This window comes from Chryseobacterium aquifrigidense (assembly GCF_006716485.1).
GTDB lineage: Bacteria > Bacteroidota > Bacteroidia > Flavobacteriales > Weeksellaceae > Chryseobacterium > Chryseobacterium vietnamense.
Map to the genome: position 1 here is coordinate 204,600 of NZ_VFPD01000001.1, position 22,646 is coordinate 227,245.

General features: G+C 35.6%; 23 protein-coding genes. 10 read left to right on the forward strand and 13 right to left on the reverse strand.

Translation table 11 applies throughout. The features are described from left to right. Window position 1: 1 nt before the first annotated feature. The 3 genes from FB551_RS00955 to FB551_RS00965 form a co-directional block, all read right to left on the reverse strand. Entirely contained in the window at window positions 2-874 is an 873-nt protein-coding gene (locus FB551_RS00955; protein ID WP_142014110.1) for an ABC transporter ATP-binding protein, read from the reverse strand. Window positions 875-1,058: 184 nt separating this feature from the next. After that, complete coding sequence (locus FB551_RS00960; RefSeq protein WP_002980904.1) at window positions 1,059-1,262, reverse strand: helix-turn-helix domain-containing protein; 204 nt, start codon at window positions 1,260-1,262, stop codon at window positions 1,059-1,061. A 1-nt stretch (window position 1,263) separates the two neighbouring features. Further along, entirely contained in the window at window positions 1,264-1,779 is a 516-nt protein-coding gene (locus tag FB551_RS00965; protein ID WP_142014113.1) for a DUF2975 domain-containing protein, read from the reverse strand. Between the two features lie 335 nt (window positions 1,780-2,114). On the opposite strand from FB551_RS00965, the gene FB551_RS00970 reads away from it, so the two are divergent. Beyond that, window positions 2,115-2,456 carry a TfoX/Sxy family protein gene (locus FB551_RS00970; protein ID WP_047432686.1) on the forward strand — a complete coding sequence of 114 codons (342 nt, stop codon included), beginning with the start codon at window positions 2,115-2,117 and terminating at the stop codon, window positions 2,454-2,456. 128 nt (window positions 2,457-2,584) lie between these two features. Here FB551_RS00970 and FB551_RS00975 read toward each other — a convergent pair whose 3' ends face one another. From FB551_RS00975 to FB551_RS00995, 5 genes are all read right to left on the reverse strand, one after another. Beyond that, complete coding sequence (locus FB551_RS00975) at window positions 2,585-3,682, reverse strand: nucleotidyltransferase domain-containing protein (RefSeq protein WP_142014116.1); 1,098 nt, start codon at window positions 3,680-3,682, stop codon at window positions 2,585-2,587. Window positions 3,683-3,997: 315 nt separating this feature from the next. Further along, the gene (locus FB551_RS00980; protein ID WP_142014119.1) at window positions 3,998-5,041 is read right to left on the reverse strand and encodes a reverse transcriptase family protein; all 1,044 of its coding nucleotides are present in this window, start codon (window positions 5,039-5,041) and stop codon (window positions 3,998-4,000) included. 159 nt (window positions 5,042-5,200) lie between these two features. Beyond that, window positions 5,201-5,527 (reverse strand): hypothetical protein, encoded by a 327-nt coding sequence (locus FB551_RS00985; RefSeq protein ID WP_142014122.1) that lies wholly within the window; start codon window positions 5,525-5,527, stop codon window positions 5,201-5,203. A gap of 9 nt (window positions 5,528-5,536) precedes the next feature. Continuing rightward, window positions 5,537-6,475: a phosphoribosyltransferase gene (locus FB551_RS00990; RefSeq protein WP_142014125.1), complete on the reverse strand. Its 939-nt coding sequence runs from the start codon at window positions 6,473-6,475 to the stop codon at window positions 5,537-5,539. Between the two features lie 20 nt (window positions 6,476-6,495). After that, window positions 6,496-7,245: a nucleotidyltransferase domain-containing protein gene (locus FB551_RS00995; RefSeq protein WP_142014128.1), complete on the reverse strand. Its 750-nt coding sequence runs from the start codon at window positions 7,243-7,245 to the stop codon at window positions 6,496-6,498. Window positions 7,246-7,511: 266 nt separating this feature from the next. Between FB551_RS00995 and cobT the strand changes: the two genes are divergently transcribed. Next, window positions 7,512-8,519, forward strand: coding sequence for a nicotinate-nucleotide--dimethylbenzimidazole phosphoribosyltransferase (gene cobT, locus FB551_RS01000; RefSeq protein ID WP_142014130.1), 1,008 nt, complete (start codon window positions 7,512-7,514; stop codon window positions 8,517-8,519). A gap of 55 nt (window positions 8,520-8,574) precedes the next feature. Here the strand turns inward: cobT and FB551_RS01005 are convergent, their stop codons facing one another. Then, entirely contained in the window at window positions 8,575-9,582 is a 1,008-nt protein-coding gene (locus FB551_RS01005) for a hypothetical protein (protein WP_142014134.1), read from the reverse strand. Between the two features lie 164 nt (window positions 9,583-9,746). Here FB551_RS01005 and FB551_RS01010 point away from each other — a divergent pair, with 164 nt between their 5' ends. Then, entirely contained in the window at window positions 9,747-10,529 is a 783-nt protein-coding gene (locus tag FB551_RS01010) for an adenosylcobinamide-GDP ribazoletransferase (protein ID WP_226798591.1), read from the forward strand. Continuing rightward, window positions 10,514-11,068: a histidine phosphatase family protein gene (locus tag FB551_RS01015; RefSeq protein ID WP_142014137.1), complete on the forward strand. Its 555-nt coding sequence runs from the start codon at window positions 10,514-10,516 to the stop codon at window positions 11,066-11,068. The genes FB551_RS01010 and FB551_RS01015 overlap by 16 nt, the downstream gene beginning before the upstream one ends. Before the next feature lie 365 nt (window positions 11,069-11,433). Here FB551_RS01015 and FB551_RS01020 read toward each other — a convergent pair whose 3' ends face one another. Beyond that, on the reverse strand, window positions 11,434-13,188 hold the full coding sequence (locus FB551_RS01020; RefSeq protein ID WP_142014139.1) for a hypothetical protein: 1,755 nt from the start codon (window positions 13,186-13,188) through the stop codon (window positions 11,434-11,436). A 295-nt stretch (window positions 13,189-13,483) separates the two neighbouring features. Next, entirely contained in the window at window positions 13,484-14,284 is an 801-nt protein-coding gene (locus tag FB551_RS23645; RefSeq protein WP_374709946.1) for an RtcB family protein, read from the reverse strand. 738 nt (window positions 14,285-15,022) lie between these two features. Between FB551_RS23645 and FB551_RS01030 the strand changes: the two genes are divergently transcribed. From FB551_RS01030 to FB551_RS23140, 3 genes are all read left to right on the forward strand, one after another. Beyond that, complete coding sequence (locus FB551_RS01030; RefSeq protein ID WP_047432665.1) at window positions 15,023-15,358, forward strand: HopJ type III effector protein; 336 nt, start codon at window positions 15,023-15,025, stop codon at window positions 15,356-15,358. A 67-nt stretch (window positions 15,359-15,425) separates the two neighbouring features. After that, window positions 15,426-16,445 carry a helix-turn-helix transcriptional regulator gene (locus FB551_RS01035; RefSeq protein WP_142014142.1) on the forward strand — a complete coding sequence of 340 codons (1,020 nt, stop codon included), beginning with the start codon at window positions 15,426-15,428 and terminating at the stop codon, window positions 16,443-16,445. A 106-nt stretch (window positions 16,446-16,551) separates the two neighbouring features. After that, window positions 16,552-16,689: a hypothetical protein gene (locus FB551_RS23140; protein WP_167497810.1), complete on the forward strand. Its 138-nt coding sequence runs from the start codon at window positions 16,552-16,554 to the stop codon at window positions 16,687-16,689. Between the two features lie 351 nt (window positions 16,690-17,040). On the opposite strand, the gene FB551_RS01040 is transcribed toward FB551_RS23140, so the two are convergent. Both FB551_RS01040 and FB551_RS01045 read right to left on the reverse strand, forming a co-directional pair. Beyond that, on the reverse strand, window positions 17,041-18,225 hold the full coding sequence (locus FB551_RS01040; RefSeq protein WP_142014145.1) for a DUF1501 domain-containing protein: 1,185 nt from the start codon (window positions 18,223-18,225) through the stop codon (window positions 17,041-17,043). Window positions 18,226-18,385: 160 nt separating this feature from the next. Next, window positions 18,386-19,765: a DUF1800 domain-containing protein gene (locus FB551_RS01045; RefSeq protein ID WP_167497811.1), complete on the reverse strand. Its 1,380-nt coding sequence runs from the start codon at window positions 19,763-19,765 to the stop codon at window positions 18,386-18,388. Between the two features lie 394 nt (window positions 19,766-20,159). Here FB551_RS01045 and FB551_RS01050 point away from each other — a divergent pair, with 394 nt between their 5' ends. From FB551_RS01050 to FB551_RS01060, 3 genes are all read left to right on the forward strand, one after another. Beyond that, window positions 20,160-20,723 carry a hypothetical protein gene (locus FB551_RS01050; RefSeq protein WP_034692268.1) on the forward strand — a complete coding sequence of 188 codons (564 nt, stop codon included), beginning with the start codon at window positions 20,160-20,162 and terminating at the stop codon, window positions 20,721-20,723. Between the two features lie 116 nt (window positions 20,724-20,839). Next, window positions 20,840-21,889, forward strand: coding sequence for a glucokinase (locus tag FB551_RS01055; protein ID WP_047432653.1), 1,050 nt, complete (start codon window positions 20,840-20,842; stop codon window positions 21,887-21,889). A 142-nt stretch (window positions 21,890-22,031) separates the two neighbouring features. Beyond that, a complete protein-coding gene (locus FB551_RS01060) occupies window positions 22,032-22,598 on the forward strand; it encodes a YceI family protein (protein WP_047377096.1) in 567 nt (188 codons plus the stop codon). Window positions 22,599-22,646 lie beyond the last annotated feature (48 nt).

The window sequence follows — 22,646 nt, forward strand, 5'->3', positions numbered from 1 at the left end:
ATTAAGGTTTTTGGGTAAGTGTATGGAAATAAACGTGCTCCAGCAGAGGGGTTACGGCGCTGAAGTCTTTTGGATATTCTTCTGAAAATACAGTGATATGAAGCGCTCTTTCCAATAATTGTCTGCTGATGATTTCATAGCTGGAATCATAACTTTCCAGTTCATTTTTATCAATGGGTTTTGACCAGATTTTATTTTCCAGCTCTGCAATCAGTTTTCCGGGATTTCCTTTTCTGAGAATCTGCCCGTGATTCATCACTGCCATTTCTGAGCAAAGGTTTCTGACGTCTTCAACAAGATGCGTAGACAGAATAACGATAACCTCCTGGCTGATGTCATTGAGCAGAGTATTGAAGCGGTTGCGTTCCTCAGGATCCAGCCCTGCAGTTGGTTCATCTACAATGATTATTTTCGGATCACCTAACAAGGCTTGAGCTACCCCGAAACGCTGTTTCATTCCGCCCGAAAAAGTATGAACTTCTTTTTTAGCAAAATCGGAAAGGTTAACCTTTTCCAGCAGGCTCAGGATTTGATTTTTACGTTGATTCTTATCATTAATTCCTTTCAGAATGGCAATGTGTTCCAACAGATCGTAAGCAGAAACTTTGGGATAAACTCCGAAATCCTGAGGCAGAAATCCAAGATTCTGTTTAATATAATCAGGATTTTTGATGATATCCACTTCATTGAAAAGTATCGTTCCGGAGGTTGGTTTCTGAAGTCCGACAATAGTTTTCATTAAAGAAGATTTTCCGGCTCCGTTCGGACCAAGCAGCCCGAACATCCCGTTTTTAATGTCCAGTGAAATGTCTTTAATAGCCTGGAAGCCATTTTTGTAGGTAAGGCTAAGGTTGTTGATAGATAATGTATTCATAACGTTGTGTTTAGGGAATAGAAGGACAGGCGGCCTTTCAGCAGCTGGTGTAGGGTTTTAAAGTTTAAAGTTTAAAATTTAAGGTTTAAAGTTTAGGATTGGGTATTAGCTGGAAGTTAGAAGCGGGATTTTTACACACCAACCCTCAAACTCTCTAACACGCAACTCGTACCCCGAATCTCGTCTACTCTTTAAATTCAAGAATATCTCCCGGCTGGCACTCCAGGATTTTGCAGATGGCTTCAAGGGTATCGAAGCGGACACCTTTGGCTTTGCCGGTTTTCAGGATAGAGAGGTTGACGGGGGTGATCCCCAGTTTTTCTGCCAATTCTTTACTCTGCATTTTTCGTTTGGCAAGCATCACATCTAAGTTGACTATAATTGGCATTTTAAATAAATAAGTCTTGTTCGTTTTGCAAATGTAGTCCTTGCTTAAAGATATTCGCAAGAAACAGACAGAAAATTCCAAGCATAAAGTGAATAAACACCAGTCCCCATATGATACTTTCTACTTCCACAAAGAAACTCGCGATCATCACCAGTGGAAACGGGATGAAAATATTGTACAGGTAAAATTTCTTAAGCCGCATGATATTTTCCTCAGTAAACAGTTTTTGCTGGAAAAATACTTTGAAAACCCTGGCCGATAAACAGAAAAAGATTCCATAAGCGATAAGAACCGACATAAAAGAAAATATCATGTAAGGGTAATTGTTTTCGATATTCAGAAACGGCTGTTCTGTCAACGGATAATTGATATGAAGGAACTGTCCTTCTTTATAAGGAGTAACCGAAAATCCTGTGATCAGACAGAATAGGGAATACCCAAAAGTGATCAAATATCCCGCCGAAAGTATGGCACAGATATAAAATAAAATCCTTGAAATAATTTTGGTCTGGTTCATGGTAAGAATAGTATAACTATTGCAAATGTATAATTAATTATCGTAAAACAATAATTTATTTAAATAAAATTTTAATTTTTGAATTCTGAATTCATCAATAATATTAAAAAAATAAGGTGTTAATCACAGTTTTTAATTAATTTTAAATAACAAAAAAGTTGATTAACTTATCCCTTTAAGTAATACTCAAAAAATGATTATAGGGTTTTCTTATTGATACCCTTCGACAGGCTCAGGGTGACAAACTGGAATACCATCCGAAATTTTAAGCGCTGTCAGGCTGAGTCTGTCGAAGCCATTATTACTAAAAGGGATAGGTCAAAAAAAAAGAAATTATGGCTTACAGTACTGAACTTGCCGACCGTGTACGTGAACGGCTTTCCATGGAAAATAATATAGAGATCGAGGAAAAGAAAATGTTTAGCGGACTGTCTTTTCTGGTGAACGGAAAGATGTGTATCAACATCAGCCATGACAATCTGATGTGCCGCTACAATCCCGAAATGGAAGATGAGGTTTCGGAAAAAAAAGGCTTCCTGCCGATGATCATGAAAGGGAAACAGTTAAATGGATATTGCTACGTTGAACCCATTGGTTTTAAAAAAGCAGATGATTTTGAATACTGGATCAGAATCTGCCTGGATTATAATCCGATGGCGAAGGCGGCGAAGAAGTGAGTTTTTGGGTTTGAGAGTGAGAGGGGTTGAGAGTTTGAGGGTGAGAGTGTATGTAAGAGTGGGAGAGATGAAGTTCACCAATCCCACCATTCTTCACTGATCATTTATCATTTATCACTGATCATTTATCATTCATGATGATACAGTTTTTCTCTGATCTGAATCAATATTTTTGTTGTTTTCTCAAGATCCAATTGGTTGGGTAGAGTGGAAGTGGAATAATGATTTTCTATAGATTGAATAAGATCTTCTGCCTTTTGCATTACACTTTCATAAGATTGGTTGCCAGCTTTAATATCTAACAGTTCGTCGCGGTTTTCTACACGGACCTTCAGTGAACCGGTTTTAAAAATCTGTTCACAAGACTGCAGCAAACGGATGGTGTGCATCATATTTTTGCTGTCGTAATTTTGTCCATGGGTCTGATTGACATTATAACGGTCTTCATTGCGCTCAGCCACCCATTTCCAATATTCTCTGTAATCTTTGCAGTAAACAGAATAGGCATCAAGGTTACAGAACATATAAGCGACTGGCTTTTCATCTTTAGGAACAGAGGATACAGAAACCTGATTCGCTTCTTCATTCTGGATAATCCCTTTATATCCCAACGTTCCCGATTCATCATAAAATAAAGCGAACATTCCTTTTGTATGGTCAATGTTGATTAATCCGCAATTTTCCTGTGAGAGACCACCCCGTCCTGCGGACACCCCTCCAGAGGAGGGGAATTCATTCAGCCATTTTTTCAAAGGTACAGCACCTTGTCCTTCCAAAATAAAGCAGAAATCCAAAATAGATTTTCTCTCTTTATCAATCGGATTTACAATCTTTTTGTTGAGACCTTTCGCCTTTTTAATCTGCGAAACAGCATAGCCTGCAAATGTATCTTTGCATAGTTTTGACAGAAAATCCTCCGTCTTCAGCAGATCCATCAACGGATGCTTATATTGAATACAATCTTCCGGACTTGCCAGGATTTCCAGAATATTAGGATTGTTTTTCTGCAGCAGTTCTACAAACCTCCCGATTTCATAATACGTAATATCGTTCGTCTCATTGGAAATCTGCGGAATATAGTTTAGCCCAAAGAAATCTTCTTTCGGCAGATAATATACCCCGCGGATATCCGTATCAGAATTCTCTGTCGCCAACCCGAAAGCACGGCTTCCGGAAATGGCTTCGAATAGGAGGAGGTTTTTATTTTTTAGGTCTTGGATGGTCATATGTCATTTTGGAGTAAACGAAGCAAACTCTTTTATGGAAGAGAGGTAGGAAAAAATAAGTCCTTTTCAATGACTTTTAAATCTTTATTTAGAATATTAAGCCAACTTATAAGCTTTAACTTATGCAATTTAAAATAAAAAGATCATATGATCTGAAAGTTTTATATGTACCTAGAAACGTTCGGTATAAGTTGTTTTTTAAGATTTTATTTCTTAAATACCGAAACTGGAATTACTATTAAAGGTAATTTAATATTGTTAAAGTTTTTTAAATATTAAAGGATTATGGATTAGTTCTTTCAAATAAATATAATTCTATAAATCAAATTCTTTTTTATATTTTAAAATACATGCTTTCATTTCTAATAAATTTTTGTCTTGTTTATTTAGATAAAGTCCAAAATTTATTTGTCCTAGAATTTTACTTAAATATTTTTTTTTAGATAATTTTTGTCTTTCTAAATGGCTTTCTATACCAAAGCGTTTAATATAATAGTGAATTTGCCTTAGTTTTTTTCTTTGTTCTTTTGATAATTGTATCTTCTTATTAACTACTACACCAGTAACGATTTGCCTCTGAGAATCATACATTAATTTCTTCTTATTTCTGTTTAAGGTAAATCCAATTTCAAGCAATTTCGTTTCAATAAAATCTTCAACAACATTCTCATCAAAATCTCCCGAAAATGTTAAATCATCTGCATATCTAGTATAACTAATATTTAGATTTTTGGCAAATAAAGAAACTTCTGTATCGAAAGACATCATAATAATGTTAGATAGATAAGGACTTGTTGGAGAACCTTGTGGTAGCTGCTCTTTTAAAGTACATAATTTCGATAATGTTTTTGATACAGTGTTTGAATAACCTAAATTTAAAAAAACCTTTTCTACTTTTTCAAACTTTATCGCGGAGAAAAAATTTTCAATATCTAAGTTTAAAACTTTCTTTTTATTTTTATGAAAACGTAAATTTTGTTTAAGTCCGAAATTCTTTATGTAAGCTTTTGCATATGGGCTGACTTTTACTTGATATAAAATATTATTTAATATCCAATATTGAATTTGCTTGAGGTTAGGTAAAGGTTCCGAAATAAATCTTCGTTCTCCCTTTTTTTTCTTTGCTATAGAAAAATCTCTATAATAAGCATGCGAATGCTTAGAAACAGTAGCCGCTTGAATAATATAATTTTTCTTTATACCTGTAAGATTACTTAAGTGGGTGACATTATAGATAACAGGAAGATTTTTGTCAAAAAGAATCTTTGCATAGTTTAGACATAAAGCGACACTAGATTCAGAATACCCTACATTGTAGGCTTCGATCTTAAATCTTTCAGAATATGTTTTATAATCCATTGCTGTAATCTCAAAGGGGTCAACTGAATGACCCCTATTTGTAAGGCCGATTCAAAAGCGGAGACTCTGGCGTAGCTTTTGAATCGGAACTGCTCGAAATTTATATTCCCTATTATGATAGTCCGACTTCAGACATCATTGTAAAATTACAAAATATTTTTAATCTGGCAAATCATTTTGGGATGGTATAAAAAAATCATCATTTTTATTTTTAATTATATCAGAAACTTGAGGTGATATTAAGTTTTCTATCGAAGAGTAATTCAAAATTTCAATCAAATTTTCTTTTAAAATAAGTCCCTTCTCAGTTATTTTAAACTTATTATCTTCTAGAATTACAGTTTTTTCATTTATTTCAAAACTAATTAATTCTGATATTTTTTCATAAGTATATCCAATATTTTTCAATTGTTCGATATTACCATCTTTTTCTAGAATTAACAATAAAATATATCTTACATTGTCAGGAATTTCAATATTTTTCATTATTTAATTTTATTTATTATAAAAAACTTTTCTACGAGGAAATGGAGCCGGATGTGTTTTATTTTCATACCAAAATATTGGAAGTGTATTATTAGGACTTTTATTAAGTATACATACTAACGCTTCTGAATTTTTATAACCTAGAAAATCTTGTTTAATACTAATAGATTTTGACATTTGTAATAATAATTTTTTCTTTATTTCTAAATCTTCATTTTGTGTATAGAAATCAGTTAAAGCTCTTTTTTTTACAGTATTAGCAAGTGTATCAATCCCAAATTTATTGGAAATTCTTTTAATGCCTTCTTCCTGAGATATTAATGTAATAATTTTCACTTTTAAAGGATTTAAGTTTCCTTCTTTGATATAGAAATTTAAAACTTCATCAGCGGTATCTCCAGTGCCTAGAAAATCATCAATTAATAAAACTAAATCTTTATCTCTATTATATTGCTCTTTAAACTTTAAATAGGAAGATGGAAATAGGAATTTATTATTTCCATGCATATCTCTATATTCAATTTTTATTAAAGATAATATAAAATCGCAACTTTTTTGTACAGGACGTTCAATTTCTTTTTTATGATTGAGTCCTACCCAATTTAAAAATTTATTAATAATTTTTATTTTGTAATTATTTTCAAATTTTATGATAGGGCAAATAAGTGGTAAGAAATATATTTTTCTTGAGTTATCAATTAAATCTTTATCAATTTTTTTATATGATTCCTTGAAAATACCAATTATTTCATTTAAAGATATATTTTCAAATCTTTCTGTTAGATCAAAGAATAAGCTTTTTGATTCTTTCGGTAATATAGAAAGTCTACTAATAAAGTTATTATATTGAGAAATTTCACCATTATTATTTTTTATTTCCCATCCTTTGTTTTTGAAAATATTTTCTGCTCTAGTATACTCAGAAACAGATACATTTCGTTTTGCCATGGTTCTAGATTATTGCGAACCTAATATAATAATATTTTTCTAAAAACCCTCTCCAGCTCACCTTTATCCGCCTTTCCTCCTGATAAACCTTTCGATTTTTCCTCATTTTCAGCGATTGTTTTCTCCAGAAAATCAAATAGTTCCCAATTGTTAGGGTGGTAATAAGATTCTCCTTTGGTCGCTTTTAAGGTGACAAGATCTTCTATTTTCCTTTTGGTAGCTTCATCTGTTAAAACAAGCAGGTCACTGAACAGTATAGGTGGAACCGTTCCTTTTTCTATGATCCATTTCCCTGCTAATGTGGTTCGTAAGCAATAAAAGTAACTTTTTAATTTTACTTCATCAGTTCTGCAGGCTTCCAGATATTTCTTGCTCATACTTAAATAATGATAAGAGACCGCTACAGGAGAAAAGCAGGCATCTGCCAAAGGTTTAAAGAGTTCTACAAACTTTTCATCCGCTTTATAAACGATAGGAGAATAAAACCAACTCAGCAACGCTGCGTTCGACTTAAGTAAAAGGTGAAAAGTCTTTCTCAGATCCCAGCCGGAACCGTCCAGATCATCTTCTGTCATAAATTGTATCGTTTCATCCTTATCCCATGGAGAAAGATACCAGTCTTTTTCATGACGGTATATAAAACGTATATCATAATCACTGTCAGGAGATGCAAAACCCCAGGCTCTGCTCCCTGATTCTACTGCAAGAAGCACTTCTACGCCTCGTGCTGCTTCAACTTCTTTTATTTTTTCAAGTATTTTGGATGTCATTGTTTTTGTATTGATGATGCAAAGTAATGGGTGAAGTGCGCAATGTTCTTACGTTGTTTTTTTGCGAGATTCAGGATTCGGGATTCGGGTTGTGAGGTGTGAGGGTTTGATAGTTATAGAGATGAGAAAGTTTATAAAAGTATGATTTTTAGCTTCCTGCTTCAGGCCTCCAGCTTCCAGCCCTTAAAAACTACAGACAAACACTGCAAAATTCTTCCTATTTTACTAATATTGCATTTTTCCATTTAACATAAGTATCAACATCCATGTTATCATCAGAATTACAGCATAAAATTGATTTTAAAACAAAGCCCTTAGGTGCACTGGGACATCTTGAGCATATTGCCCACAAAATCGGAATGGTACAGAAAACCATTTCACCGCAGTTATTGAATCCTCATATGGTGGTTTTTGCAGCCGACCATGGGATTGCTGCTGCAGGAGTAAGTGCCTATCCACAGGAAGTCACCTATCAGATGGTGATGAATTTCCTGGGTGGAGGTGCTGCCATCAATGTTTTTTGCAGACAGAATGATATTAAGATCAAAATCGTGGATGCCGGAGTCAATTTTGATTTTCCGGATGGATTGGATCTGCTAGATAAAAAGGTTAGAAAATCCAGCCGTAATATTCTGGAAGAACCTGCCATGACCTTTGAAGAATATCAGCAGGCCCTTAAAAACGGAAAGTCTGTAGTTGCTGATATTGCAAAAAAAGGCTGCAATATTATTGGCTTTGGAGAAATGGGAATCGGGAATACTTCCGCTTCTTCTTTAATGATGAGCAAGCTCTTTGACATTCCTATTATCAATTGCATCGGACGGGGAACCGGGTTGAATGATCATCAGCTGGACAATAAGGTCACTATTTTAAAAGAAGCTATTGAAAAATATCCGGCTGAAATGACTGAGGATGAAATCGCACAGACCTTTGGAGGATTAGAAATTGCCCAAATGATTGGAGCCATAGAAGAAGCTTATCATCACAATATGCTGATTATGGTAGATGGATTTATCGCCACTGTTGCTGTAGCTACCGTATGGAAAAAGAATCCCGAAGTATTGAATAACTGTATCTTCTGCCATGTAAGCAATGAAAATGCCCATCCTCAGCTGTTGGGACTGATGAGAGAACAGGCTATTCTCAATCTGAACCTACGCCTCGGAGAAGGAACAGGTTGTGCATTGGCCTATCCGATTATTCAAAGTGCTGTTAACTTCCTGAATGAAATGTCAAGCTTTGAAGATGCCCATATTTCCAACAAATCATCTTAACTTTATATAATAAGAAAGGGGCAATGAAGCCCCTTTTTGTCTTAAAATCAAATACTTAATAAGTATGTTCAACATCTTTCCCTGTAAACATCATTCTTACAGGTTTATTTTGAATAGCATCCTCATTGAATTTATATGAATTGAATATCTGCATCGTAGGAATATATCTGTATAAACCATCATCTACCATATACAGTTTCCCGGTATTGGTGTTTCTTACCAGCTGTGTTCCTGAAGTGATGTCAGCACCTCTTTCTCCGGTATAATCTTCTATATTTACTTTAAAAACCAGATAGGCTTTACCCTGAACAGCAAACAGATTATTGATCACTGCAAAAGATTCGATACGTCTCAGGGTACTTTCAAATACAATGTATAAAGCTCCTGTCGCATTATCCTGGAAAAACTGTCCGTCACGAACCCTATAGGCTTTAGGCTCTGAATCTTTTAAATAGAAAGCGACTCCTTCATATTCATAGCCGTCTTTTCCATCTCCCAGCTCATTCTTGTCTCTGGTGTAGAAGTGTGTTTTTTTATCACCATTGAAGTACCTGTAAATAGGAAAGCTTCCTGGCTCATCACCATTATAGCTGGTACCGAGATTTCTTTTTTCCCAATTGCTTTGTCCCACTAATTCATTAGGATTAGTCGTTAAAACAAGATCATTAGTTCCTGTGTGAAACCATCTTGTAATAACCGGACCGGATCCGTCTGCAGAACCTAATAATCTCTCCTGAAAATAATAGTCCAGGCCAGAATACGATTTAGGAAGTTCGGATGGTAATGGAGAGGTATTGTACAGGTGTTTTTTGGTAAGATTACTGTAAAAACCGTAAATAGGATTTGTTAAATAGAAAGATTTGGACCAGATTCCTGCAGGTGGAGGAGTTGGGGTGTCAGGAGTATCTCTGAAACCTCCTTTGGCTAGCATGTTACTACCAGATGCATTTAAAGCCTGTGCTTCCTTTACATTGTCCAGCTCATCACCGGGAGCTGAACAGCTTACGATGGATATAAGGCATAATCCAGCGAAATACGCTTTTTTCATTTGTTCTTTTTTCATGGTTATTATGGTGCAAAACTAAAAATACTTCAGAAATAAAAAGGATAAATTTCAGGTGATAAGATTCATGTTTTCTATTTTTTTAATCGATCTCTTTATCGTTGTTAAAAGCTTTCTTAATTTTACGGAAATTGATTAATCCAATTTTTGTTAAAAAAGAATAGATGAAAATTCTCAAGAATGAACTGATTTACTTTGCGACAGCATTAATGTTTTTCACAAGAATCCCGGTTCCGTTTACGATTCCTTACTCCAGTGAGATTATGAATAAATCCCAGAAATATTTTGCCTGGGTCGGACTTTTGGTGGGGGTAATCAATGCTGCGGTGCTTTATCTTTTAATGATCCTTTTTAACCTCGAAATAGGAATTGTTGTCATGATGATTTCAAGTGTTCTGCTGACAGGAGCCTTTCATGAAGATGGCTTTACAGATATGTGCGACAGTTTCGGAGGCGGATATGGAATAGAAAAAATTCTGACGATTATGAAAGACAGTAGAGTAGGAGCATATGGAACCATAGGGATTATCTTACTTTTTGCTTTGAAGTTTTACAGTATTCAGGCTTTGGGAATGGCTGATCCGTTGGGTGTTTTATGCATTGTTGTTTTAGGTCATACGGTAAGCCGGTTTATTTCAGGAACGATGATCTACACCCATCAGTATGTCACTGACATTGATGTAAGCAAATCAAAACCTCTGGCCAATAAACCTTTGGATGGAATGGCTTTGCTGGTAGGATTTATCAGTGTGTTAGCTGCTTTTACCCTGTTTCCGGACTGGCATTTGATTTTTGCTTTTGCGCTCGCATATTTAGGGAAAATATATATGGGCTGGTATTTCAAAAAACATATCGGCGGTTACACGGGAGATTGCCTGGGTTCGGTACAGCAGGTTTGTGAAGTTTTATTTTATTTAGGAACAATCATCGTATGGAAATTCATGTAATCCGGCATACTGCTGTGGAAAATCCGGAAAACCTATGTTACGGTTTTGCTGAAATACCTTTACAGAAAGGATATATCAAAGATTTTAAAACGTTGGAAATAGACAAAGATTATGATGTAATTGTTTCGAGTCCGTCTCAACGCTGCTGTCTTTTAGGCGATTTTTTTAAGTTTGATTATCAGACAGATGAAAGACTTCGTGAAATGAATTTCGGGAGCTGGGAGCTCAAAAAATGGACGGATATTCCTGAAGATGAAATTAATCCATGGTACAAAGATTTTGTCAATGTTAAAGCTTCCGGAGGTGAAAATCTTCTCGAAATGCAGACCCGCGTCCTCAGCTTCTGGCAGGATTTGATTTGGAAAAAAGATAAGGAGAAAGTACTCATTATTACCCATGCCGGAGTCATTCGTCTTATCCTTCAGGCTGTGCTTCGGTTTCCCCTGGAAAATATGTTCAGTATTCAGATTGATTATGGAAAGAAAGTGATTATTCACGTGAATGAAGGCGTTTTTTCAGTGAAAAAGGTGAATATATAATGGCTGTTCTTATTCAATAGGAACGGACTTTTAGTCCGTTTAATAAAGATTACAATTTTCAAGCGGCTTTAGCCGAAACTTAAGCTGTTTGTAATAGAATACATTAGGTAATTCTTGAATTTTAGAGGATGGATTCCTACGGAATGACACAATTACAATAACAGTCTATCTGTTCACTTGAATTCACTCGGCGTTATTGTGAAATTACAATTCTGAATACTATTTCAACTGAAGACGTGAAAATTCCCCTCCCTCGGAGGGGTGGCGAAAATTCAAAGAATTTTTGACGGGGTGGTTCTCAACATTTCCCCAACCTTATCATCACAAAAAACGCCACCTGATACCATCAGATGACGTCATAGGATTTATTTAAAAACCCTGATAAAACTATCTTTTTCCAGACTTTCCAGTGAGAAATCAAAATCAGCTTCCGCTTTTTCTGCAGTAATCTCGCCTCCAAGCTCTTTGATAAGCGCATTGAAAGACATCGCTTCATACCATTGCTGGTATAATGCACTTGTTGCCATCGCAGAAATCTGGCTGTTTCCTGAAACATGAGAATGTCCGGCTCCGAAGTTCAACAGTACAAAACATTGCTTTTCGTTCTTAGCTACAAGCATTCCCAGAATCATTTGCTTCTGAACAGAATTACATCTCGCTTCAGCAAAAAGATGGTTGGGATTCATCATATAATCGTAGGAAATATCATCTCCTTTTCCGATCACAATTTTATATCCACAGTTGGCATCTCCGCAGAAAACGTTATTCATGACCAATGTTGGTTCACAAAGCCCTTTATTGGCATAAAGATATTCAACAGCACCGTTAGGAGCAGAAGTCATATCTCCTGAATACATCAGTTGTCCGTTGCCGTGGTTATAAGCGGCATTCCAACCTATTTTTCCTGCGATATTCAATCCTGAAAGATCAAGGTCATTGGCTCCCCAGTGATCTTCCCAATAAATACCTACCGCCAGTCTGTCCGCATAAAAACGGGTTCCGGTAGGGATATTTCCTACAAACATTTTTTCAGAAGTTGGCAACGCAAATTCTATATTCTCAGGGAAATAGAATTTCTTTCCGGAAAGACTTTCATATTTCAGTTTCAGATAATCCATGATAAAATCATAATTGAACTGATTCACATAAGTTTCCTTACCTTTTTTAGTCCATGATTTTCCGTTTCTGACTCTGTAAACAAAAGTATCCTGACCATACATTCTTGAATAACAAGCTGATAATGCTTTGAATAATGCAAACGGTGTTGCATTTTCCAGCCAGTGCCAGTCGCTGTTTTCCAGTAATGTATTGGTAGCATCATTCAAAGGATTTGAAATCAAAGGTTTATGATGCACTTTAGACAGCTTTGATATTTTGTTGATTGCTTTTGGTGCTATGTTTTTATACGCAAGGAATAACGGCTTGAATCTGTTGAAAATTTCTGCCATTTTTTCCATTCCAAAACTTTCAAACAGATATGTCGGATTGAAATTACTCTGCTTAATTAAATTAATCAGATCATCATTTTTGATTAAAAGTGTTGTGTTAGTCGTTTTATAAATGACATAACGGAAAAACTCAACAGGATTTTCAGGATAAATATTATAAAGGTCAGCTATTTTTATAACCGCTTCTTTATTTCTGATATTTTCTTTTCCTGTAAAATCATATTCCAGCTCCGTATGTAAAACAGAAAGCAAATCATCAATGGTTTCTTCTTTTAAAGCAATACCTGATCTTAAAAGAGCAAGACATTTTTCCTGCATTTCTTCTACAGAATAAGCTTTGATAACTTTAAAAGAAAGCTTCATATCGGGAACATTCAGTATTTCATCAGGAATATAAATTTCACTTTGGAAATCACTTCCATAGGTTGAAATATAATGTTTCAGCTGTTCAAAAAATAAATCAATTCTGGAAGTGTTCTTTATTTTATTCCAGGATTTATGAAAGGTTTTATTCAAATCATTACCATTCAGTTTTTCCTTTGCATAATAAGAAATGATCTCACTTTTTGCCCACAGAGCATCCGGTTCAATGATGAAACCATCATCAGAAATAAATGGCTTTTCATCGGATTTTCTGGCTAGTACAGCATTGAATAATTGTAGTGTTTTCATTGTTTTAATTTTAAAAAATAAGTGAGGAGTAGATTCATTAAAAGTGAAGGGTATAGGAACTCCTTTTACCTATAGTTTATAAAAAGCGGGGAGTAATTTATCCAAAAAATATAGGAACTCCGTTTGCCTTATAATTTGTAAAAAGGCGGAAAGTAAATCTGGAAATATAGGAACTTTCTTTGCCTTGAGTTTTTTCTTTAAAATAATTTTTTAGTGCTGTGAAACTTGGGTTGTTGTTTTTATTTAAACCTTACGGGTTTCTAAAACCCGTAAGGTTTGAGTACACTTTTAAAAATTATGCTTTTCTGAATTTCTTCTTTTTCTTCCACGGAGCATTCTTCTGCACGTCTCCTGCCATGATACATCCGTAAGGCATCACTTCATCCAGAACTTCACAAAGTCCGTATTCTTCTATCTGTGCTCTAACGTTCTTCGCACTCTTATAAGCGCTCGGAAGTTCAGAAATATCAACTTCATTGGAGTAGAATCGGATATCCAATCCTGCTGTTTCCTCATTGAAGATTTCCTCGGTTGTCTTATGAGCCAAAGATCTCTTATGCTGGCTTCTGCTGAAATTTCTTCCAGCTCCATGCGGTGCAAAACCTAAGTTTCTTTCGTTCGTTTTTCCCTGAACAATCAATACCGGCTCCGCCATATTCAACGGAATCAGTCTTGGTCCCGTAATATCAGGCATGAATTTATCATCCAGTGGAGTAGCTCCTTTTGCGTGGTAGAACAGGTCTCCATCTTTGAAAACGAAGTTATGTTCGTTCCAATATCTGTTTTCCTTCTCCATTTCCAGCTTGTTCAGCACGGCATCATGAAGAGAAGTATGGTTTTCTTTCGTCCATTGTCTTATCAATTGCAGTGCTTCCCAATAAGATTTTCCTTCTTCAGTATCATAAGGGATCCAGGCGTTTTCTCTTAATGTTTCAGGGGAAATTTCCTGTCTAAAACGGTTGGCAACCTTCATTCCTTTATCATATAAAGCAGCTCCCGGTGCTCTTGATCCGTGATGGGTTACCATCATGGTATTACCTGTATTTTTAGAAATTCCAACGAATAGGAAATGGTTTCCGTCTCCCTGGGTTCCCATATGAGAACGGGCAATGCTGATCAGTTTTTCATCATTTAAGAATACATTTTCTCTGAAAGCATCCATCAGTTCCTGAGACATCGGCATCTGTTCACCTCTTGGTCTTCCTCCATATCCGAAATGCGTTACGGAATGTGCTGCATCCAGGACATCTTTAGGATTGGTTTTTCCAAAATCTGTCAGCATCACTGAACAACAGATATCAGCACTATGGAATCCAGGGTGAATGGCATTTTGAGCCACTACCACACCTCCCACCGGAATCTGACCTTCAGGACCTGTAGGACAGGCATCAGGCATTAAAGCTCCGCCAACCAGAGTAGGGGTTTTCATCAGAACTTTCATCGTTTTGATTACTTTTTCCACATTATCATTTTCACTTTCGTGTTCTGCACGGATGTTGATCATAAAATCTTTAGCCGTTTCATGAAGTGGAATAAGATCAGGTTGTTTGAATTGTACCAGATATTCTGCGATCTGATCTTCATCCAGATTATTCTCATTGATATAGCTAATGGCATCTTTAAACCATTTTGCTGGTCTATATCCTAATTCGATTAAATGATTTCCATTAAATTCCATTTTGTTTCATTTTGATGATGCAAAGTAATATCATTATTGCGCAATAGTTTTGCGTAGATAAAGAAATTTTAATTATTTTTACAAAAATTAATTAAAAAGATGAAAAAAGCCCTTTGGCAGATTCTTAAATAGTATATAATTAAAAAAACAAGGCTTATGGTATTATTAGAACAGTTAAAACATTTCCCGGAAACGATCCAGTTTAATGATGTGATCGCTCATATTGATGAGCATTATGAATTTACTCCTACCGCATTTCAAAACGGTGATACCACTAATCAGGCCGGACAGAACAACGGTTCTTGCAAGGTTTTCAGCTTTGCAAGCATTAAGGATCTGACGAAAGAAGAAACACTTTGGCTGTTTGGTGAGTTTTACAGAGAGGATGTTTTGAAAAATCCTGAAGGAACTGATCATCAGAATATCCGGAACTTTATGAAATTCGGCTGGGAAGGAATTACTTTTGATGACAATGCGTTAAAAGAAAAATAATTGTAAGAAGAGCAGAAAGAAAAAGCAAATTTTTATTTAAAAACACCCAATCATTAAACACTAAGGTATGTCATCCAATAAAAATGCTCTGATCCGGTATAAAACATTAGATAGATGTCTTAAAAATAAATACAGGAAATATACGCTAGAAGATCTTATTGATGAATGTTCAGAAGCATTATTTGAATTTGAGGGAAAAGAATCTTATGTAAGTAAGAGAACTGTTCAGCTTGATCTTCAGAATATGCGGAGCGAAAAGTTCGGATACGAGGCTCCTATCGAAGTTTATGAAAGAAAATATTACCGTTACAGTGATCCGGAATACAGTATTCATAATATTTCTGTGAATGAAAGTGATCTGAAAGCAATGAATAACGCCGTTCAGATTTTAAAACAGTTCAAAGATTTTTCCATGTTCAAAGAAATGAATGGGGTTATTCAGAAACTGGAAGATTCTATTCACTCCACCAGCCAGAAATCTATTATTCATTTGGATAAAAATGAACAATTAAAAGGCCTGGAACATATTGATATTCTGTACGAAAGTATTGCCAATAAAAAAGTACTTAAGATTCTTTACAAAAGCTTTACGGCAAGGGAGTTCAATATTTTTACGGTACATCCGCAGCTACTGAAAGAGTTCAACAACCGCTGGTTTCTGATCTGTCTTTATAAACAGAAAATGTATAATCTGGCATTGGACAGAATGGAAAGTATCGAAACAGATGATAGTCTTGTATATATTGACAAGGAACTGGATGGCGATGAATATTTCAAAGATATTGTTGGGGTAACTGTTTCAGAGTCTATGGATCCGAGGAATGTTATCTTTTGGGTAGATTCGGGAAATGCTCCTTATGTGAAAACCAAACCGCTGCATAAAAGTCAGGAGATCTTAAAGGAAGATCATGATGGAACGCTGTTTAAAATATGTGTTCAGATCAATTTTGAGCTGGAAAGATTATTGCTTGGGTTTGGAGACTCTCTGATTGTACATAAACCCAAAAAACTACGGCTGAAAATGGAGGAAAAGTTTAGTGCAGGCAGTAAAAATTATCAGAATCTGATTGTTCCCGAGGAAAACTAACTTATTTTAAATGTTCTATTTACAAGGCTTTATTGAAGATAATTTATTTTCACATTTTATCTTGGCTTGGAAATTGTATTATTAACTTAACAATACCAAATTAATTATGAAATCAAGAATATTTAAAGCATTAATTGCAATTATAGCACCGCTGGCGATAGAGTATATCGTGAAAAAGATATCTGAGAAAATAGATAAAAAACAGGAAGAAAAAGAGAGCGAAAAAAAGCAGATTACGGCTTAAACGTAAAAGTAGTTTAAATTTAAAATTATTGAAAAGAGACTGTCATAACCAGGTACAGTCTCTTTTTTTGTTAATGGATGTTTTTGATGAATGTTGAAAACCACCCCGTCAAAAATTCTTTGAATTTTTGCCACCCCTCCGATGGAGGGGAATTCTCATGTTTTCAGCTGAGGTATGGGTCAGGATTGTGCATTTGGGAAAAGAAGGCTGGATTCCTACGGAATGACAAGCTGTGTGGATAGATCACCATTCCAATTGTGTCATTCCGTAGGAATCTGAACATACTTATTATCCATTCTTTTGATCCATGCTTCTAAAAAAACTTTTGTGACTTTTGTGGTTCCGGTTTCCCTACACAAAATCATAAATCCCATCTTTCCATCCCAATACTTTGGAAGAGTCTGCCTTAAGCCAGTTTTTAAGGATTGTTGCATATACCTTTCTGAAATCTTCCTTATAAATAAGATCGCCCTCGTTCAGATTCTGAAGGTCAGGAAGTGCATTTAACAGCCCTTTTTTCTTAAGATTTCCGCTGATGAAGAACATTTGATTGGCGGTTCCATGATCTGTCCCATTACTGGCGTTTTGCGCCACGCGACGTCCAAACTCTGAAAATGTCATCAGCAGTATATTTTTAAAGAGTCCGTTGCTCTTCATATCGGCAACAAATGATTTTACCGACTCGTTGATGTCATCAAATAACTTTTTCTGTCTGTCATTCTGATTGACATGCGTATCAAAACTTCCTACAGAAAGATAGTACACCTGAGTATTGATGTCTGATTTTATCAAAGAAGCAACCGTTTTAAAATCTTTTCCTAACTGGGAATTGGGGTAAACCTGCTCTGTTTTTTTAGCTTTGCTTTTTTCAAAAATATAATCAGCATTATTGATGGTTGAGCCTAAAGTCTGATAAAGATAAGAGACCGTTTCATCATCATGATGATGATCGTAGAGAGATTTAAAATACTTTTCCTGGCTGGTCTGATACAGCCTTTTAGGATCTTTAAAGGCAAAAGCTTTGTTATTTTCCCCTTTTAAAGCAAGACTTAGCATGTCATCTACTTCCAGCGCCTGAGTTGGGTGTTCACAGCGATAACATTCTTCATCCAGAAAACGGCCTAGCCAGCCTGTTTCCAAGAATTGATTACTTCTGCTTGCTGACTGCCAGATATCCATACTTCTGAAATGGGACTTATCCGGGTTGGGGTATCCCACGTTATTCATCACAGAAAGCTCCCCGTTATCAAAAAGTTCTTTAAAATAGGAGAGAGCAGGATTGATTCCCGCTTCATCGGTAAGCGGTATAGCATTCTGAATGGCCAGGGTCTTCCTTTCCCTGAAATAAATATCATTTTTAGCCGGAATAATGGTATTCAGGCCATCATTTCCACCTGTAAACTGAAGAACAACCAGAATGTTCTGATCAGGATTCAGGGCCTCATCCAGAGTCATGGCTTTTAAAAAATTCGGCGTCAGCAAAGAAGCGGTAGCCAACGAACTTATTTTGAGGAATTCTCTTCTTTTGATTAACATAATTTTGCTTTTAGGAGTTAAGGTGGCAGGTGGCAGATGAAAGGTTGCAGGTAGTAAGTTATGGGCTGGGCTGCATTACATTTTTTATAGCAGTAAATCAGGGGTAGCCAAGTTATACTGCGCAGCTATTACCTGCTACCTGCAACCTAAAACCTCCTACCTAACATAACTGGTATTCCGGAGTAGACATCAGGTTAATAATATTCATTTTTATACTCTTATCTGAAAAATTCCTTACAGAATTCATGTCCAGACTATGCGTATTCTGCAGAAGATAGTCTTCACAGTTTTTATGGGCGAAAAGCTTTTCAATACGATTCCAGTCGATGGTGATGTTAGGGTTTTTAAAACTTTTGTTTAAAGCTGTCTCCCTGGATTTCATTCCCATATCAATATCATCATCCTGGCGGGGACTGTATTCCAAAGGACGAAGTCCGGACCAGATTTGAGGAATCTGAAGCCTGAGCATCAGAGTAGAGCTGTCGATCCAGGATTTTCCATTCGGCCAGCCCGATACATTGGGTGGATAAAGGAGCATTTGTCCCAATAATTTCTGATAAACGATGAGGTTTTCAGGATTTTGAATTTGCATAGGAAGAATTCGCATGATTCCTGCCATCAGTTCTACAGGAGATTTTATACGATTACCTATATTCTTCTGATTATAAAACCATGGGCTTGAAAATATCTCAGTCATCAGTTTTTTGATGTCATATCCTGAATTGTAAAAGTTTGCACTGAGTGTCTTAACCATATCATGATCTGGTTTTTCATTCACGAAGAATTTATAAATCTTCGTTGTAATAAACTGTGCCGTAGCTTTTTGCTCCAAAATAATATTTAAAACATCACTTCCATCAAAATTACCCGTTTTTCCCAGAAAAGTTTTAGTGCCTTCATCATGAAGATTTTTCCTTTCCTTAAAATTCCCTTCCTTATCATAGCTCCATCCGGTGAAAGCTCTGGCTCCTTCTCTCACATCTTTTTCAGTGTAATTCCCTCTTCCCATAGTAAACAGTTCCATCACTTCTCGGGCAAAATTTTCATTAGGATGATCTTTTTTATTCTGCTGATTATTTAGAAAATTCAGCATCGCCGGCGATTGGCTTACCTCAAAAAGCAGATCTTTGAAATTACCGAGTGCATTTTTCCTGATCGTATTTAAAAGCTGTTTGTTGAACTTTGGATTGATCACTCTTGAAGCAAAGTGTCCATGCCAGAAAAATGCCATCTTTTCCCGCATCTGTTCCTTGCTGTTAACGATGGAGTTCAGGAAATTCAGGTTGAGTTCATTATTTTGTTCCCTGTTGGTCCGCTGCATTTCTTTTTTCTTTTCTGCAGGAGCTGTACTGTTCATATAATCTGCTGCTGAAACCGGATCGGGTGTGTCGTAAGTGATTTCTTTGAAGCTTTCTTCTTTAAATAATTCATTTATTAACGTTTTACTATTTTTATTTTTCAAATCATCAATTTGATTAATACCAACACCAAAACCTGCGCGCCAAAGAAGATGCTTGTTTTTTAATAATGAATCAGCCATTATGGAGAATTTATTTTTGGATGTCATTTCAAGAAAAAGGTTAAAATAATAACGGGTTAAGGATTGTTAATATTATTTTTAGGCTGAAAGCTGGAAGTTATGGTGTAAAGAAAGTAGAAATTTCTCTTTACTTTAATTATAACAGATGTGAGTTTCATATAACAGGATATTGCTTCAACCTTCCATCTTCTTGCTTCCATTTCTTTTTTCTATAATTCACTTTTCGCTGTTGATTTTTTGATAAATTTTGTTAAACAAATATTTAAATTTTGTTAAAATTAATATATTGATATTCATTATATTATGAATTTTATGCGTGTTAAAATCAAAGAAAAATGCTTGCTTGGCATGATTTTTACATCCTCTTGTTTAGTAAAATTTAAAAATTAGAGTTATGAAAATGTTTAAACAAGCAATAGTACTGGCTGGTATTTTAACAGCAGGTATCGCAAGCGCCCAAAGTGCTCAAATGAACAATATGATCAAGGTAGGTGCAAATGTTGGTTTAGCAGTTCCCGCAGATAATCTTTCCGCTGCAGTAGGAGTGGATGTAGCTTACCAGAATTTGATTACACCAGGATTTGGACTAGGTATCGCATCAGGATATACTCACTATTTTGGAAAAGAGAACAACGGATATAAAAACAATGATGTAGGAGTAGTTCCAGTAGCAGCATTAATCAGAATTTATCCAAAACAAACCGGTTTCTATTTCGGAACAGATTTAGGATATGGTTTCTTAGTAGGAGATAAAACGGTTGCATCCAATACTAATGTTGAGAGAGCAAGCGGAGGTTTCTACCTAAAACCGGAGATCGGTTACCACAACAGAGACTGGAATTTCTTCGTACAATACCAAAAGGTTTTTGTAGGAACTAAAGGAGATTTGCCTGGTCAGGACTATAATGTGGGGAATATCGGTGTAGGATTCGGTTACAATATTCCATTAGGAAAGTAGTTAGATTTAATATATAAACAATTATTAACCAAAACCTTTTCACGAAAGTGAAAAGGTTTTTTTGTTCTGTGCAGGATTTACAAAAACAATTATTATATTTGGTAAAATTTGAGGTTATGATTCTGAATCCAAAATTTCCACTTTATTTACCAGGAGTAGAAAACAGTAATAATGATAGTGTTTCTATCATTGGAGCAAGTCTCCGTGAAGATATAACAATCTTAGGCTATTTTGTTTCCGGGAACGGAGGTCTTGAGATAAAAGTAGAAAATAAATATGCAACTAAAGAATATGCTTCCTTTTCAGATATTTTAAAGAAGTTTATTCAGGATAATCAGCTTGAAAATGTAAAACGTCTGGGAATGGCAGTGCCAGGTCCTGTATTGGACGGGAAAAGCAGCCCTGCAAGATTGGGATGGCATTTAGATGTTGCTGAATATGCACGTGATTTCGGGTTTGAAAAAGTAGAAATGCTGAATGACCTGGAAGCTTCTGCCTATGGAATGGCTCTTCTTGAAGATAATCATCTTGAAGCTATTTATACCAGCGGACATCTTGAAAAAGGAAATGTAGCGGTTCTTGCGCCCGGAAACGGATTGGGAGAAGCGGGATATTTCTTTGACGGTAAATACCTGAGACCTTTTGCAACAGAAGGAGGACACTCAGAGTTTTCACCAAGAACCAACGTAGAGGTTGAATTTTACCAGTTCTTAAATAATATCTATGGTATTGTAAGCTGGGAAAATGTACTTTCCAAGTCAGGATTATTCAACATCTACAGATTCTTAAGAGATGTGAAAAGACACCCTGAGCCGGAATGGTTAGGAGAGCGCCTTGCACAGGGAAATTTTGTGGAAGAACTTTATAAAGCGGCTATCGAGGAGAATGTATTGATCTGCAGAATCGCTTTAGATACTTTCCTTGAATTTCTGGCAAGAGAAGCGAACAACTTAACATTAAAATTAAAAGCTACCGGAGGATTGCTGATTGCCGGGGATATTCCACAAATGATCGCGGAATATATCGACAAGGCGAAATTCTATGAGAAATTCAAGATCAGTGACAAAATGGAGGAAATGCTTAAAAATACTCCCATTTATCTGGTCAAGCAAAATCACACTGCATTAAATGGTATAGCACTTTATACAGCTTACTATCAATTATAAAATAAAACTCCGAAGAAATTCGGAGTTTTTTTATGGGATGATATTATTCATGAAAATAATAAATTTTATTGATATACATCAATGAAATCTATCGAATAAGATGCTACCTTTGTCTCGTTAAATAAGTAAACAACTCTATTCAATGAAAAAAATATTTTTATTAGCAGTTTTAGCTGGTGGATTAGCTTTCGGACAGTCAAAAAAAGTAGTAGCGTCTGATGTACACTGGTGGGGATATAAAGTAGCAAAATCTGAGGCTAGCTCTCACGACGGTACTGTAAAAGTAAAGTCCGGAGATATGGTAATGAAAGGAAACCAATTGGTAGGCGGAAGCTTCGTATTGGATATGACTTCAATCAGCTCTACTGACCTTACAGGAGAATATCAGCAGAAATTAAACGGACACCTTAAAAATGGTGACTTCTTTGAAGTTGAAAAATTCCCTACTGCAAGCTTCAAAATTACAGGAGTAAAGAAAAATAACGATAAAGTTTATAACTCTCTTGTAACAGGAAACCTTACTGTAAAAGGAAAAACAAGCCCAATCTCTTTCCCTGCCAAGATTTCTTACAGCAAAGGAGTAGTAAGCCTAGTATCTAATAAATTCTCTTTCGACAGACAGAAATTTGATGTAGCTTACAAGTCTACGATGCAGGATGTTTTTGTGAAAGATGATATTGATATGCTTGTAAAGGTAACTGCTCAATAAATTAATCAAAAAAAGATTATTAAAAGTGTAGAAGTTCTACACTTTTTT